The organism is Aneurinibacillus aneurinilyticus ATCC 12856, from assembly GCF_000466385.1.
GTDB classification, from domain to species: Bacteria; Bacillota; Bacilli; order Aneurinibacillales; family Aneurinibacillaceae; genus Aneurinibacillus; species Aneurinibacillus aneurinilyticus.
In genome coordinates this window covers 69425-83322 of sequence record NZ_KE952775.1, presented here as the reverse complement: position 1 = coordinate 83322, position 13898 = coordinate 69425, and the positions used below count along the sequence as shown (strand labels likewise).

Genomic DNA, 13898 nt, shown 5'->3' with positions numbered 1-13898 from the left:
CTTCCACCTTATGGATAATCAACAGGCGTGATCTCAAATAAATTATGATAATGAATATAATTATTTAAGAGCTTTTGATAATTATATCAAACACATAAAGACTATATTAGTACCAAATATATTTACAATTTTATATGGATGAGCAAGCTCATTACTCTGCTTGGAAATTAGATTACTATGTTATAATACAAGATAATTTTTGAAATTTAGAGAGGGATGTTACTTGAAAAGAAGCGTATTATATATTGAAGATAATGAGAAAATAGGCAGTTGGGTAAAAGAAGAATTGGAACAACGAGGATTTTCAGTTCAGTGGCTGTTTTCTGGTGAAGGAGCCGAAAAAGAAGTAAATCAGCATGAAATAGTTATTTTGGATATAATGTTACCCGGTTTAGACGGATTTACTGTGGGAAAACGATTAAAAAAGGCAGCTCCTGCTGTTCCTATTTTGCTGTTATCTGCTCGAACATCGATAGATGATAAGGTAGATGGTTTACAATTTGCTGATGACTATTTAACGAAACCATTCCATACCGATGAATTAGTTGCAAGATTAGAAGTATTAATCCGTCGAAGTGGTGGAACACATTCCGAACGCATTTCATTAGGAAATCATATTGAAGTAGATCCAGAAGTCCAAATGGTATTTGACAAACGCACAGGAGAAGAAATTATATTGACAAGGAAACAACATCAAATTTTAATGTATTTCTTACGCCACCCTAATCAAGTTTTACCAAAAGAACAAATTTATGAATCAATTTGGGAAGAAACTTATATAACTGGTGATAAAACATTAATGGTGCATATTCGTCGACTGCGTCAAAAGTTGGAACGTAATCCAGATTCCCCAGAGATTATTGAAACGTTGAAGGGAATAGGCTATCGGATGAAACTATGAAACAGACTAGATCATTATTTCGTCGTTTTCTAAAAGGACATTTTCTATTTATCTTTTTTCCTCCAATTGTGCTTATTTTCTTCTTTGCGTTCATTGGGTTTTCAGGTATCAATGAAGAAGATCTGAATACGTTAAATCAATTTTACGTTTTCCTACTTTTGTTTGGTTTTATTATTGTCGCATTTGTTGTAATATCTTGGCTTTTCTTCTTGAGACTTCGTAAACGTCTGACCCGCTTACATGAAGTCATGTCATTTTCAGCTAATAATAACTCATTTCCTAAACCAGTATCTGTTCAAACGGATCGTATGGATGAAATAGACCAGTTAGGAAGTTCTTTTAATTGGATGATTCAGCAGCTTGAAGACAGTAAAAAGCGAGAGTATGAAGAGGAATTATTACGACATCGACTCATTGCGAATTTATCTCACGACTTACGAACGCCACTTACCATTTTGAGAGGACATGTCACCAGATTAAATAAAGAATCAATGAGTTCAGAAGGACAAAACTCATTAACAGAGATGAACCATACGATTACAAGAGTCGGAGATCTAATGGATGATTTACTTTCCTATACATTGCTTACATCAGGGAAACATCCTTTTGGGCCTACTTCAACAGATATTGGACGTTTAGTAAGAGCATCTGTTGCTGCGTGGTATCCTGTATTTGAAGAAAAAGAAATTCAGCTCGATGTTGATTTACCGACAGAGGAGACTTTTTATTGGGAAGCAGATCCTAAATGGATGACACGGGTTCTGGATAATTTATTTCAGAATATTGTTCGCCATGCTGCAGAGGGAAAATATGCAAACATTGTGGTTGATGTAGAAAAAGAACAGATCATTGTTGCAGACAGAGGTCCAGGTATGGATAACTCTTCCTATGAGCGTGGGGCGGGGATTGGTTTATCGACTTCAAATTATATGTTGAAAAAAATGAAGCTGAAAGCTGACTTTACATCAAATGAAAATGGCACAAGAGTAACTATTGATAGAGCGTAACCTAAAGTTAACCCACAATTAAACACCATGATAACCGAGATGTAACTTTGCTTCTTTATAATTAGAACCATAACAGAAAGGAAGTGTTATGGTTGCTTACAATTAATAACTTAGTCAAACATCGCGGAACTCAAGAAATCTTATCAGGTATCAGTTTTAAAGCTAGACCAGGTAGAGTAACTGGTTTTTTAGGTCCAAATGGGGCAGGTAAAAGTTCTACACTTCGCATCCTGCTTGGATTAGATCGTGCCACCTCAGGCAGTGCACTAATTAATGGAAAGCGATTCGCAGAATTACATCATCCTCTAGCAACAATAGGTGCTGCACTTGATGGATTTGGAGCGCATCGTATGCGAACAGGACGGGCACATTTGCGTTGGATTGCTCGTGCTGCAGGATTGTCTCGCTCACGTGTCGAGGAAGTTCTGGAAATAGTAGGTCTTACTAATGCAGCTGGTAAAAGGTTTGGAAATTATTCCCTTGGCATGGGAAGAAGACTTGGAATGGCAGCTGCACTACTTGGTGATCCCAAAATATTGGTTTTAGATGAACCCGTAAACGGGCTCGACCCACAAGGAATTCGGTGGATTCGGACATTTTTACGTGAACGTGCTGCGTCTGGAAACACGGTGTTACTATCCAGTCATCTAATGGGAGAGCTTGCAGAGACTGTTGATGATGTGGTGATTATTAATCGCGGAAAAATCGTTGCAGATGGAACATTGGAAGAAGTAATAGGTAACCATTCCACGCTGGAGGAAGCCTTTTTTGCCCTGACATCTGAAAATGCAGGTGATGTTATATGAGAGCATTCAACGCGGAACTATCTAAATTGTTCTCCCTGCCGGGCATTTGGCTTGCCTTTCTTATTGGAGCATTTGCCCCAGCGGTCTTTACTGCCTTGGACAGTATAGCAGAAAAAGAGGAGATTATAGCTGGAGTTAGCACACGGCTATCGGAAGTTGGCTATATTGGATTAAGTTTTGGTGTGCAAGGTGTCATTATTCTTGGTGTGCTTGCTGTCAGCAGTGAGTATTTGACAGAGAGCAGTGAATCTGGTGGAGGACAACAGATTACAACAAGTTTAACTGTTGTTCCATCCCGACTTCATTTTTTGCTGGCAAAAGCAGGCGCTGTGACAGTGATCAGCATACTGCTTTGTATTGTTGCTATTATGACAACTGTGTCAGCAACGCATCTTATTCTTGGTGAATATGCCCCTGCATTCGAATGGTCTAGACTTATCGGTGCAGTTTGTTACTGGACATTCACTGCTCTTTTAGCATTTGGGATTACTGTTCTAACTAAGAATGGCATCATCCCACTTGCTGTGCTCATGATAAACTCATCCGTTGTATCATTTAGTGTCCTGCTTTCTAAGATTACAAAGTTGGCGTTCTACTTACCAGATCGGGCTGGCCTTGATATGTTTATGTTTACTAGCGACAAATTTCACACCCCGTCCACAGGCGGTTTAGTCATGTTTGCTTGGGTAGCCGTTTTTTTCATTGTTGCAGCTATTGTATTCCATAGGAGGGACGTTGCATCATGAGTGTCTCTTCTGGTAGAAAGATAACACAAATCCTTGGTGCTGAACTGGATAAATTAGTTACATTACCATTGATATGGCTCACTCTCATAGGTACATTCATTCTTAATTTAGTTTTAGCCGCAGCTTTTACTTCTGCTGGTCTACAAGGGGCAGCAGGAACGCAAAGTATACTGAATATAGGACTTGCTTCTATGGGATATCTTCAAGCAGGGTTCATTATTCTTGGTATCTTAGCTACTTGTTCGGAGTATACGGGTGGACAGATTCGAACTACTTTAACGACGATACCTTGGCGTGGGTTCCAATTATCCATGAAACATTTGGCATTGGCAATTATAACCATTCCTGTGGCGTTTATTATTGTTGCATCAGGTGTACTATATGCTTTGATTATGATGAGAGACACAGCAGTAGGGTTTGAAATAGACACCATGATAAAAACATTAGTAGGTGCAACAGGCTATCTAACATTAACCACACTTCTCAGTGCAGCTATAGGTGCTTTACTAAGACGAACCACTCCTGCTTTAGTGATACTGCTTGGTTATTATTTCGTTGTCAGTCCATTGACGAGAGATTTTCAACCTAAATATTTTCCGGATACGGCAGGATCTTATATGTATATGCCGCCTTCCTCTGATGAAATAAATGTCCTTACACCAATGCAAGGAACAGGTATTTTAATGTTATGGACACTGATCTTTATTACAGCAGCTATTGTATTTTACCGTAAACGAGATGCCTAAGTTTAGGTTTCATCATTGAGATAAAATAAGGAAATGAATTATAGAGATGGAGAAACAATCCTTCTTTTCATTAGATTTCTTACTGCCATTTGCCAACGACTTCATTAGGATTAGCTCTTTTTTAGTAAAGTTGTCCATCTGTTTTTCTATCCGCTATGCTAAGCTAGCTGGTATTCACCGAATCAGAATTCATGGTTTACGTCACTCTCATGCTTCCTTGTTAATCAGTATGGGAGAAAACCCACTCATCAATAAAGATCGTCTAGGACATGAAGATATCGAAACTACTTTAGGAACATATGGACATCTTTATCCTAACAGCAATTTTGAAGTAGCTAACAAATTAAATGGAGTTATCTCTTTTGAAGAGGTAAAACAAAACTATGATTCTTCATCAAAGAATCAATTTACTGTAGACTCCTTGCGAAACAAAGAAATGAAAAAAGTGCAGTAAAAAATAAAAGGAGCCAAAAACCCTTGATATACAAAGGTTTCTAGCTCTCCTAATAAACGTTAAAAACAGTTTTTTGATTGGGAATGTTGATGAATTTTATATTATTGAGTTTTGTTATGACAACGTATTTTACGAACAAGTGAATGCATTGGTCAAAGTTAAGAAATTTACGACTATGTCATAAATACAGTCGATAACATCTTGCTCCATTTGATAATATTCTTAATATATCTTTCGTTCGGGACCGTTTCCCCAACCATTCATTAGACTTTGGACTTTTGTATTAGACATGGGGCTGTCCAGAAAGTCGGTTAGGCTGACTTTCTGGACAGCCCCTACGCACAAAAATACGGTGTTCCGTAACTAATACTTACCAAATAAAAGTATACAGCAGGTAAGAGCTATAGTTACAGAAATAATATAGCTATATGGAGCCTTTATAATTTTATAACTATGTTTACCTAGAAGCCGAAAAATAAGGTCTTCTGTTTTATAGCCAAGAAAAATCAGGACGATGATAGTAAATGAAGTTGAAAACCATGTCCATCCGTAATTTTTAGAGATGAATACAACGAAAATCATGATAAAAGGCAGGAAAATGCAGGTATGAAGTAAGCGCCCTAATGTATCTTGTCTAAGCTTATCCTTTTCCTTTATGCCTTGACGCCATCTTTTTATCGAAAGCATATTCGACACCTCAATTAGCTCTTTTACTATATTTTACATTAAATAATTGAGCTGTGGATAGTTTTTCCAAAAGAAAAAGACGAGGAAATACGCCGACACGTGCATCCTCTTTCTTCCATCTTATGGATAATCAACAGGTGTATTAGATTATGAAGGATTGTCTACTTATGGACCTAATCAGGATGAAACTATCAGTTCTATTGCTGATCCTGGGATTTATTTCATATGTGTAAATTCAACTTTAGGATTCCATGCATCTACTTCATTCACTTTTAGTTTAACTCATACAGAAAAATTTGATCAGTCTAAGCCTAATGATAATATTTTGTAGCCCCTACAGTTCAAGATTCTATAGATGTTCAAAACACTATCGATAACCCTTATGATTAAGACTGGATATAACATCACCTAGAAGATTGATGCTTAACTTAACAAATACAAACCCAAACACAAATTATAAACTTTGAATTACAGATGCTAATTTAAATGTTCTTGCAGTTCTTGATCAAAATCACCGTCGACTTGTAGATGTAGAACAAGGTATTTTATTTTTCCAAGTAGCCTCCACTTCTATAGTACTGTAGAATTTCAACATGATGCACAGTAATTTGTTACCGTGTTTCTTTTTACGATTCCTCATCCTCCTCACCCCTTTCTTGTTTATACGTCTACATCTTGCCTGCATTTATCGGCACATTTTCCCTCTCAATAAAAAAGCACCCTTATCTAAGAGTGCTTAAATATAATATACTTTTTGCAACTTAGTGCTCAACTTAAACAGGGACATGATTTAACTTATAATCACCATCTGAAAGAATATGAACCTGAAGCTTATCTACTCCATCATACTCATAGTTATAATCTGTTCCATGGATGGCCTTTACCCATTTTCCCCGCATGTTCACTTCCATAATAAGTTCATCGTTTTCACATACATCTGTAGATGATTGTTGTACCTGTAGATATCCAAATGCAATCCACTGATATTGTGGAGTACCCCTTCCGTTATCGAATAGCTGTGCCCATTCCGCAGCTGTAATGGCGTTCAGCTCTTCTTGTGTCATACCTTGCTGTACGATTTTATCGACATCAGTATGGATTGTATGGTCGAGTTTACCAAGGTTTATCCATCCAACTGCTATTTTTGCATACCAATCCGGTGTCCTGTTTCTACATTCGACTTGGCGATTACATAACGTTCATTTGCTGCTCCTGTTTTGGTGCCTGTTACTTTGACAGAACTAATACCGGAAATGGATGAGATACGAATACTCGATTTCGGCGTAATAAATTGAGCATCCGTTACGCGAAAAGTTTTTTGATATAAATAAAACACCAACAGAGCGTAATATTGCATTAAATTAGGCAGCAAAATGCAGGAATTTGAAGACCATGTTTCCAGTAAAATAGGTGCTTTTCAGGCTATTTCTCAAACATAAGAAACCCGGAAAATAGCTAACCTTGCTGGGAGTATGTTTTTTTGTTGGTGATCTATTTTTACCATAATGAGTATTTGACATTAATAAAAATTAAATGCTTTTACTCTTCTCCTCTAAAACAACGAGCACAGTGGAAACAATTAGAACAACGGAAGCAATTAAAGCAGCGGAAACAGTTAAAGCAATTAAAGCAGTTAAAACAGTTAAAACAACTACAAGAGCACATACCAACCCATACACCGAATTGCCGAGCATCCTGGTTTTGGGCGCTGACAGGAATCATCGGACCCGCCTGGAAATTACCAACATCCAATCCTTGGAGATCCTTTTGAAAATCGTCCATTTTTATAACCTCCGTTTAGTAAACTAATACATTATGCTGGCAGCGTAACCAGCAACTGAAAGGAAGAACAAACCAAAAAGAAACATAAAAATAATAGGCGTGCTTCCCTCCATACAATATGCATCATAATGGGCGATTGTTCCTGGTCTAGATTCTGTTATTATGCCCATGTAAAAATTTCACAGAATTATACTACAGAAGTTCTTTATATAAGCAAGGCTATCGAACATAAAGAAGCCAGTACGGGAAATGGATAACAAAAAAGTCACTCCGAAGAGTGACCATTTTTTAATCAAACCGCCTTAAACCTTAGATGAAATTGTTGGATTTTTTTTGTATTGATAAGATAGCTGATCAATATGAGCACCATAAAAATTGCCATCAGGGTCCCGGAAACCAAATCCCATGGCTTTCGGCTGTAACTCGGTTACCTCAACTCCATGTTGTTTTAGAAACGCATGAAAAGCTGGGAGATTTTCGACATAAAAATCGATAACACTATGAACAACGCCTGTATTTGTATTGGTAAATTCCAGTCGCTTTTCATCATTAGTTTGTACAAGAAATAACCTTGTTCCTTCTCCTGGAAGTGCAATGAATGCCGATTGTTCATCACGCCACATGACTTGAAACTGTAGAATTTCCGTATACCAAGAAAGAGCCTTGTCTAAATTTGATACAGGGACCTCGACACTGGTAATAAACGTAATCATATTCTTCGCATACCACCTTTACGAATGTATGTTCTGATTATACTATATCAACTTTTAAAAGTAAATATTTTCCGTATAAGCCACTTGACCACTCTGAGCAACAATTTGACTGTATGACAATCTAGTTTCAATTAATCGAACAGAATTTTCAATATCTTGCTTTGTTACAGGTTGCTTCTCTGTTTTTAACTGATAACCTAGTTGGCCGCTAACCTCTAGTGTAGCCCATTGTACGTCGCTTATGTTCGCAATTCCAGATTGGCGCAATCTATATAAGTTATACTTGATATTTTGACATGATGATTTCTCCGCCTTTTCTTACCTACCACAAAAGTTTGTCGATTTATCAAACCAGATGTATATAGCTTCCAGTTTATCTACCGGTAATCGGAGTTTCCTTAAATTTTTTTCATTGGACGTTCCGTTTTCAATAATTGTTACGTACTTACCGGACATCAAAGTTTCGAGCTCATCCGATTTCAATTGCATATAATCCGTTACAAGTGAAGCGGCAACTAATAAGGTCGCTACTCTAAAGGTAGGCAGGCTAAATAAACCCTAACATAGGTGAAGAACAAAGTAGGATACTAATCAATTGTCCATATAAATGACACTGTAATCAGGGATTTATTCTCTTGCGCTGAATTGGATTGATCATTGTACGAAGGAGCTAGCCGCGGCAGCTCCTTTCTCATTTTTCGCCGTGGTGCCTGTTAAGGGGGCTCCTCCCTCGAAAAGCCATGTACTTGAGGATGTCCAATTTGTATCTACCAGCTTAGGAATGTAATTGACAATTATGCTGTTGAAGGAATAAAGAAATATCTCCATACAGCTTCGACCTGTCCTTTTCATAGAAAACAGCGATTTCCATACCATAGGCATAATTGAACCGTATGTATCCGCCCAGTACCTGTAAAAAAATCTTGCAGGTATACTCATTCTCAAAGACCAGGTCCGGTTGAAAGCGTTCCTTGCACAGCCGAGCCAGATCGTGCATCGACAAACTACCCTCCCGGGAACTGAACAGGAAGAAGGTGTGCATTCTCGTATCACTCCATGGTTCGAAAAACGCCGGTGCGGAATTGTTCTGTTTATACTCTTCACGATAAATGCGATCCAGAGTATGCGTAAACAGGGCTTCTCTGCACGACTTTAACGTTATCTCCTCGGCATGTCTCGGAAACCAAAGGATTTCCTCCGTTTGGGGATGAACAGCTAAAAAATCACCGTCTATCGAGGTGCCGATGCTCACACATTGTTTGATTTGAGCCTGTGTAATGGGGCACGCCTCATCATGCAGCCAAAAATCATATTCCATAAATGGCTGCAAAACTTCCGGATCGGGCCGCGTAATGTTAACCCAGCCGCAATAAGTCCCCTCGCCGTATTGGGTCAAAAAGAATCTGTAGGATAAGGGAAGTTGCGTCCCCGTCTCTCTCTGAATATCGTCAAGCTCAATAGCAGGCACCTGAGTCCTTTTGTCTGATACAATGTACATTATGATTCCTCCCTTTATGTCTGGCATTCCACTTTATTTTAATGCATGGCCAACTACTTCCATAATCCCTCCCTACCGGTTTTAGACTGTCTATAAAAAGAAACAGCGGCGTACTAGGACTCGAAATAAACCCAATCATTCCCAAAACAGGAACGACTACATTTGCTTGCATTTTTCGTGTTATCGGACATAAAGAAGCCAGCCTAATCCCAGATTAGCTGTTGTTGTCATAACATACATTATCGGAAATAACTATTTACTCTTAAATAAAAAGCACCTTACAGTAGTGTAAGTTGTCTTACAATACTGTAAGGCAACTTATTCCAATTATATATTATAATCAAGCATAGAACATATGCGTATATCATAAGAAAGGATTCCAAAATGAAGGTAAAGAAATCTGACAATCATCCTATCATTCTCTTTGATGGCGTCTGTAGCATGTGTAATCAGTGGGTTCAGTTTGTTATAAAAAGAGATTCGAAAGCTCTATTTAAATTTGCATCCCTTCAATCAAATCTAGGAGATTCTATTATCAAACATTATAAAGTTAACACTAAAGGGAGAGAGTCTATTGTTTTAATCGAAGAAGAAAAAGTATACATTGAATCTACAGCCGTTCTAAAAATTATAAGTAGACTCGAAGGACCTATAAAGATGGTGACTTTATTCTGGATTATTCCAAAACCAATTAGGGATCAAGCGTATCGTATAATTGCTAAAAGACGATATCGTTTATTTGGTAAAAAGGAAGCTTGTATGGTACCCACAAAAGAAATGCAAAGCAGATTTATTAAAGATAAAACAGAAAGTAGGGCAATCAATGAAGAAAAGTATATTCCTTAAAAAACTTAGAATGACTACTATTACTACATTTAGATGGTATTTAGCCTTAGCTTTCTTTATCTATGGAGGTGCCAAGATATATCCAGGACAGTTCCCTACTGGTGATTTTACGTATGATTCTACAAAAGATTCAGCTATGCAATTAGCTTGGCATTTCTTTGGATATTCAGATACTTATAATCTTTTTATTGCTTTTGGCGAGCTAACAGCAGCATTATTATTATTAATTCCAAGAACAGCAACTTTAGGGAACATTATTTACTTGCCTATAACAGTAAATATCACAATTATTGACTATTGTTTTGGAATTCCAGCTCTTTCTATTAGCATCTTACTAACATGTATAAGTATATCTTTACTTTTTCTAGAATATCAAAAATTAAAAAGAATTTTCTTTGATGCCCCAGTTAAAGTTGAGTATACTATGTCAACCGACATTGTTAAACAGAAGGTGAACATATAATGTTTTTGTTAATTGCTTTGTTTATTATTTTTGCAATCTCTTCTTTTTATTATTTTGTTATTAAAAAAGATGGTTAATGCTTGTATCCCATATACATGTTAAGTTTATATATACAAACACATTTCTATAAATTTGACTCGATTACTAAGCGATTTTACAACAATATCAACTATGTGAGGATTATTCGGGTACGCAGCTGCAAGCTGTACCCGGTTATCTTTAATAAATTGGATTAGATTCTTGTATTGTGGTTTATATTTGTCTATGACTTTTTTTAATTTCCGCCTTATATTGGGAAGATCGGTTGCTAAATGTGCCATACTTGTTCATGACTGCATACAGCTCCGTTATACCCTGCATTTCAAAGGCGAATTTGATTTCTTTGGTGTTTTGTTTCAGCCATATGTTCTGTGCTGCCGCTAATATATTGGTTGAAGCAAATAACAGTGAAATCCCCAGCCCCACGACTATACTTCAACATCTTCAAAGGACTTTTGAGTCAACTAAGATTTTTCTCAGAACATCATTTTCCTTATTTACCCATATTCTATAATATGGTATATTAAAAATAAGCTTTTTTCGCAATAACCAACTCCTCACTGCCGGCCATGTGTCGGCCTTTTTTATTTCGCAATATAGACTGTTTTATAAAAATCAGTCCATCAGCTTACCTCGTATAACGTGTTCATTTGAACCACATTCATAAAGAGATTCACTGTACATCTTAAACCGTGGATAACTTTTTTGATATAAAAAATCGCTTAGGTACAGAGGAGTTGGGTACCAAGTAAGAAGCGAAATCGCATCCATATTCTAAAAAAAAGGAGTACTCCATGACAACCTCATTATCCCAAGCTACTTCAACTACCGCTGACGTGATACCTAATCACGTTCGCTCTGCCCGACGGGGGCTCATCCTCTTTTTTGTTTTTCTCATCCCTCTCTCAACTGTTGGTTATTGGCTGACTTTTATCAACGGTAAATGGATAGTTCTACTTATGTGGACGCCAGCATTGGCCTCCCTCATAACACGCTTACTATTACATGAGGGCTTTGCTGATATTTCACTCCGTCTAGGCGGGCGACGTACTCTCAAATCAATACCGGTAGTATTTCTCTTGCCCATAGCGGTTGGTCTAACGGCATATGGAATAGCATGGATAACTGGACTGGCACATTTTGTTGCACCTAAAACATATTTAATAGCTCATCCAATTGCTATTTTTATATTATTCCTGTTAGCAAATACAACACTTGGAACGATTTACGGCTTGCTCGGAAGCATTGGAGAGGAAGTAGGGTGGCGCGGCTATATGCTCACACGCTTGATCGATGCCCAAGTTCCCCGACCTGTTCTTTTAAGTGGAATAATTTGGGGTGTTTGGCATCTGCCGCTTATGTTGGTCGGATTATACTACGCTAGTCCAATACTTTTTCTTTCTATTGTTCTTTTTATGATCTCGGTTACGTCCTTTGGGTATGTGATTGCGTACTTACGTTTAACAACTGGAAGCATCTGGCCTGCGGTCTTCTTACATTCAGCATGGAATGCAATCATCCAAAACGTCTTCGACCTGTTTACACAAGGTGATTCCGTATTATTGTGGACGGGAGAATCCGGTGTTTTTGTCGCACTTACTTTGCTAGCAGTAGCATTTATCTTTTCGAGAAGACAATGCGCGATGCTTCGTACCCTTCCCAAACAAGGCGAGCCGTTAGTTTAAAGGTGTACTTTTTCTCGGAAACTAACTCCCTATTGCCGGACTCGCTCCGGCCCTTTTTATTGCCTGTTTATCCTCTTTTCTATCACCATTTTTATCTAGCAAAATATAATAGAAGTACACTCCCGAAGAACCTCATTTCATCGAAGAAGCCCAACTTGTGAGCATCCTCCTATCAGTTTTCTTATTTATTCATAATCTAAATATGGTTTATTGAAGGTGTGACTGCTTCACAAGTACCCTTCTGTTCCTTGCCGACTTGTGTCGGCCTTTTTTGTTCATTTGTCCCCTTTTCCTTCACGTTTTCCATCTGATAAAATATACTGATAGTATCTCATTCCTGAGACATCATCTCCTAATGTCAATTTCCGGACCCGCTCCGGCCTTTTTTATTATGCAACCTATTCCTTTTCATACACTTACTTCAAATTTTACATCTCTTCCTGACGACTTTGGCAAATCATTTTCCCCTTCTACAAAAATCTCTAGTTCACCTTCCCTGAAATCCCTAATGTACGACCTAACTCAAGTGGAATCACCACACGTCTCAGCTCGTTCACTCTCTGAACAACACCTGTTGCCTTTATTATCTCACCCCTTAATTCTACCTATTTCTTATCGCGATCATATAAAATACAAAAACTATATTACCTATGAAGTTAAGGAAATGAAGGATTTTGTCGAAACTTGTCTAAATTTTAGGTCTAGTTCCTCTTACCTATAAGAGTTAGAATAATAAGGAAGAGATTACCTTATCAAAACTTTCATCTTAAAAGGGGAGAAAAAACATGAAAAAGCTCATTCTTTCTATCGCTACCATTGCATTGGTTGGCTCCTTCGCAGCAACCGATGTACAAGCAATAAAAAAGAATCAAAATTCATACAGCTACTGTAATGGAAATGTAAAGGGTAACATTAATAACAAGGGCGAAAAAATTTATCATGTACCAGGTGGACAATTCTATAATAAAACTAAAGCAGAATATTGCTTTAAGACAACTGCTGAGGCAAAAAAGCTGGATTCCGTGCATCAAAACGATAAAGAAAGACAATATATACCAAATATCCATAATTTTATGAATTATATTGCCTACCCAATGAAATTGTAAATATTGCCAAATTAATAAAAATATTCTTAATTAATAAGGAGGTATGAATACTAATAAGTAAGAATTCAGAAAAAATAGGACTATTAATTTATATTAAACAACTAAGTTCTTTTAAAAAGAATTAACAATAAATATGTTTTGGCTAATACTATATGGAATTCACTTGACGTATTAACAAAAGTTCAAGTGGTTGGAAACAGGAGATCCGGAAAAAGGAAGAGAATGGACACGCCCTGCGCTCCGGCAGAAGAAAGACCTTGTTTGTGTCCCGCTGTGGTGGTCTTTTCCTCTCTGGACAACCAACACCCTTGGTATCCATAGATGGATAAAAAAGAAGGACGCGTACGGCGTGCGTCCCCTTTATTTTTCTGCGTGGAGCGTGTGACGCCAAGGACGAAATCGACCGGCAACTGTCTCCC

16 protein-coding genes and 2 pseudogenes are annotated in these 13898 nt (G+C 37.6%); 10 read left to right on the top strand and 8 right to left on the bottom strand.

From position 1 onward, the window contains the following. The first annotated feature begins 223 nt into the window (after positions 1-223). The 5 genes from HMPREF0083_RS10955 to HMPREF0083_RS10935 all read left to right on the top strand — a co-directional run bounded on the left by HMPREF0083_RS10955 (position 224) and on the right by HMPREF0083_RS10935 (position 4206). A complete protein-coding gene (locus tag HMPREF0083_RS10955; RefSeq protein ID WP_021621412.1) occupies positions 224-901 on the top strand; it encodes a response regulator transcription factor in 678 nt (225 codons plus the stop codon). Then, on the top strand, positions 898-1908 hold the full coding sequence (locus tag HMPREF0083_RS10950; RefSeq protein ID WP_021621411.1) for a sensor histidine kinase: 1011 nt from the start codon (positions 898-900) through the stop codon (positions 1906-1908). Before HMPREF0083_RS10955 ends, HMPREF0083_RS10950 begins: the two co-directional genes overlap by 4 nt. Positions 1909-2000: 92 nt before the next feature. Beyond that, positions 2001-2714, top strand: a complete 714-nt coding sequence (locus HMPREF0083_RS10945) for an ABC transporter ATP-binding protein (RefSeq protein WP_040302365.1) — start codon at positions 2001-2003, stop codon at positions 2712-2714. Beyond that, entirely contained in the window at positions 2711-3460 is a 750-nt protein-coding gene (locus tag HMPREF0083_RS10940; protein WP_021621409.1) for an ABC transporter permease, read from the top strand. The genes HMPREF0083_RS10945 and HMPREF0083_RS10940 overlap by 4 nt, the downstream gene beginning before the upstream one ends. Continuing rightward, complete coding sequence (locus HMPREF0083_RS10935) at positions 3457-4206, top strand: ABC transporter permease (RefSeq protein ID WP_021621408.1); 750 nt, start codon at positions 3457-3459, stop codon at positions 4204-4206. Before HMPREF0083_RS10940 ends, HMPREF0083_RS10935 begins: the two co-directional genes overlap by 4 nt. Positions 4207-4218: 12 nt before the next feature. Here the strand turns inward: HMPREF0083_RS10935 and HMPREF0083_RS30140 are convergent, their stop codons facing one another. After that, positions 4219-4344: a hypothetical protein gene (locus HMPREF0083_RS30140; protein ID WP_167331562.1), complete on the bottom strand. Its 126-nt coding sequence runs from the start codon at positions 4342-4344 to the stop codon at positions 4219-4221. A gap of 13 nt (positions 4345-4357) precedes the next feature. Here HMPREF0083_RS30140 and HMPREF0083_RS10930 point away from each other — a divergent pair. Continuing rightward, positions 4358-4660, top strand: a pseudogene (locus tag HMPREF0083_RS10930) (tyrosine-type recombinase/integrase); the annotation flags it as partial. Between the two features lie 1460 nt (positions 4661-6120). On the opposite strand, the gene HMPREF0083_RS10920 reads toward HMPREF0083_RS10930, so the two are convergent. From HMPREF0083_RS10920 to HMPREF0083_RS10900, 6 genes and pseudogenes are all read right to left on the bottom strand, one after another. Continuing rightward, positions 6121-6411 (bottom strand): hypothetical protein, encoded by a 291-nt coding sequence (locus HMPREF0083_RS10920; RefSeq protein WP_021621405.1) that lies wholly within the window; start codon positions 6409-6411, stop codon positions 6121-6123. 74 nt (positions 6412-6485) lie between these two features. Then, on the bottom strand, positions 6486-6704 hold the full coding sequence (locus tag HMPREF0083_RS10915) for a hypothetical protein (protein ID WP_021621404.1): 219 nt from the start codon (positions 6702-6704) through the stop codon (positions 6486-6488). A 182-nt stretch (positions 6705-6886) separates the two neighbouring features. Continuing rightward, positions 6887-7129, bottom strand: coding sequence for a heterocycloanthracin/sonorensin family bacteriocin (locus tag HMPREF0083_RS30135; RefSeq protein ID WP_187374795.1), 243 nt, complete (start codon positions 7127-7129; stop codon positions 6887-6889). Positions 7130-7431: 302 nt separating this feature from the next. Next, on the bottom strand, positions 7432-7842 hold the full coding sequence (locus tag HMPREF0083_RS10905) for a VOC family protein (RefSeq protein WP_021621401.1): 411 nt from the start codon (positions 7840-7842) through the stop codon (positions 7432-7434). 54 nt (positions 7843-7896) lie between these two features. Beyond that, positions 7897-8331 (bottom strand): annotated as a pseudogene (locus HMPREF0083_RS29950) (YetF domain-containing protein). A 286-nt stretch (positions 8332-8617) separates the two neighbouring features. Further along, entirely contained in the window at positions 8618-9340 is a 723-nt protein-coding gene (locus tag HMPREF0083_RS10900; protein ID WP_040302363.1) for an SMI1/KNR4 family protein, read from the bottom strand. A gap of 384 nt (positions 9341-9724) precedes the next feature. On the opposite strand from HMPREF0083_RS10900, the gene HMPREF0083_RS10895 reads away from it, so the two are divergent. The 4 genes from HMPREF0083_RS10895 (at position 9725) to HMPREF0083_RS29015 (ending at position 13479) form a co-directional block, all read left to right on the top strand. Continuing rightward, positions 9725-10186 (top strand): thiol-disulfide oxidoreductase DCC family protein, encoded by a 462-nt coding sequence (locus HMPREF0083_RS10895; RefSeq protein WP_021621397.1) that lies wholly within the window; start codon positions 9725-9727, stop codon positions 10184-10186. Beyond that, positions 10164-10649, top strand: coding sequence for a hypothetical protein (locus HMPREF0083_RS10890; protein ID WP_021621396.1), 486 nt, complete (start codon positions 10164-10166; stop codon positions 10647-10649). Before HMPREF0083_RS10895 ends, HMPREF0083_RS10890 begins: the two co-directional genes overlap by 23 nt. A gap of 998 nt (positions 10650-11647) precedes the next feature. Then, positions 11648-12373, top strand: a complete 726-nt coding sequence (locus HMPREF0083_RS10880; RefSeq protein WP_167331561.1) for a CPBP family intramembrane glutamic endopeptidase — start codon at positions 11648-11650, stop codon at positions 12371-12373. Positions 12374-13158: 785 nt separating this feature from the next. Further along, positions 13159-13479: a sunset domain-containing protein gene (locus HMPREF0083_RS29015; protein ID WP_021621393.1), complete on the top strand. Its 321-nt coding sequence runs from the start codon at positions 13159-13161 to the stop codon at positions 13477-13479. A 182-nt stretch (positions 13480-13661) separates the two neighbouring features. On the opposite strand, the gene HMPREF0083_RS29010 is transcribed toward HMPREF0083_RS29015, so the two are convergent. Continuing rightward, positions 13662-13898, bottom strand: a 237-nt coding sequence (locus HMPREF0083_RS29010; protein WP_021621392.1) for a hypothetical protein, incomplete at its 5' end; no start/stop codon positions are given.

Coding starts and splice junctions, on each gene's coding strand:
- HMPREF0083_RS10950 (WP_021621411.1), top strand. CDS start 898: ATGAAACAGACTAGATCATTATTTCGTCGTTTTCTAAAAGGACATTTT.
- HMPREF0083_RS10940 (WP_021621409.1), top strand. CDS start 2,711: ATGAGAGCATTCAACGCGGAACTATCTAAATTGTTCTCCCTGCCGGGC.
- HMPREF0083_RS10935 (WP_021621408.1), top strand. CDS start 3,457: ATGAGTGTCTCTTCTGGTAGAAAGATAACACAAATCCTTGGTGCTGAA.
- HMPREF0083_RS30140 (WP_167331562.1), bottom strand. CDS start 4,344: ATGGACAACTTTACTAAAAAAGAGCTAATCCTAATGAAGTCGTTGGCA.
- HMPREF0083_RS10920 (WP_021621405.1), bottom strand. CDS start 6,411: ATGACACAAGAAGAGCTGAACGCCATTACAGCTGCGGAATGGGCACAG.
- HMPREF0083_RS10915 (WP_021621404.1), bottom strand. CDS start 6,704: ATGCAATATTACGCTCTGTTGGTGTTTTATTTATATCAAAAAACTTTT.
- HMPREF0083_RS30135 (WP_187374795.1), bottom strand. CDS start 7,129: ATGGACGATTTTCAAAAGGATCTCCAAGGATTGGATGTTGGTAATTTC.
- HMPREF0083_RS10905 (WP_021621401.1), bottom strand. CDS start 7,842: ATGATTACGTTTATTACCAGTGTCGAGGTCCCTGTATCAAATTTAGAC.
- HMPREF0083_RS10900 (WP_040302363.1), bottom strand. CDS start 9,340: ATGTACATTGTATCAGACAAAAGGACTCAGGTGCCTGCTATTGAGCTT.
- HMPREF0083_RS10895 (WP_021621397.1), top strand. CDS start 9,725: ATGAAGGTAAAGAAATCTGACAATCATCCTATCATTCTCTTTGATGGC.
- HMPREF0083_RS10890 (WP_021621396.1), top strand. CDS start 10,164: ATGAAGAAAAGTATATTCCTTAAAAAACTTAGAATGACTACTATTACT.
- HMPREF0083_RS10880 (WP_167331561.1), top strand. CDS start 11,648: ATGTGGACGCCAGCATTGGCCTCCCTCATAACACGCTTACTATTACAT.
- HMPREF0083_RS29015 (WP_021621393.1), top strand. CDS start 13,159: ATGAAAAAGCTCATTCTTTCTATCGCTACCATTGCATTGGTTGGCTCC.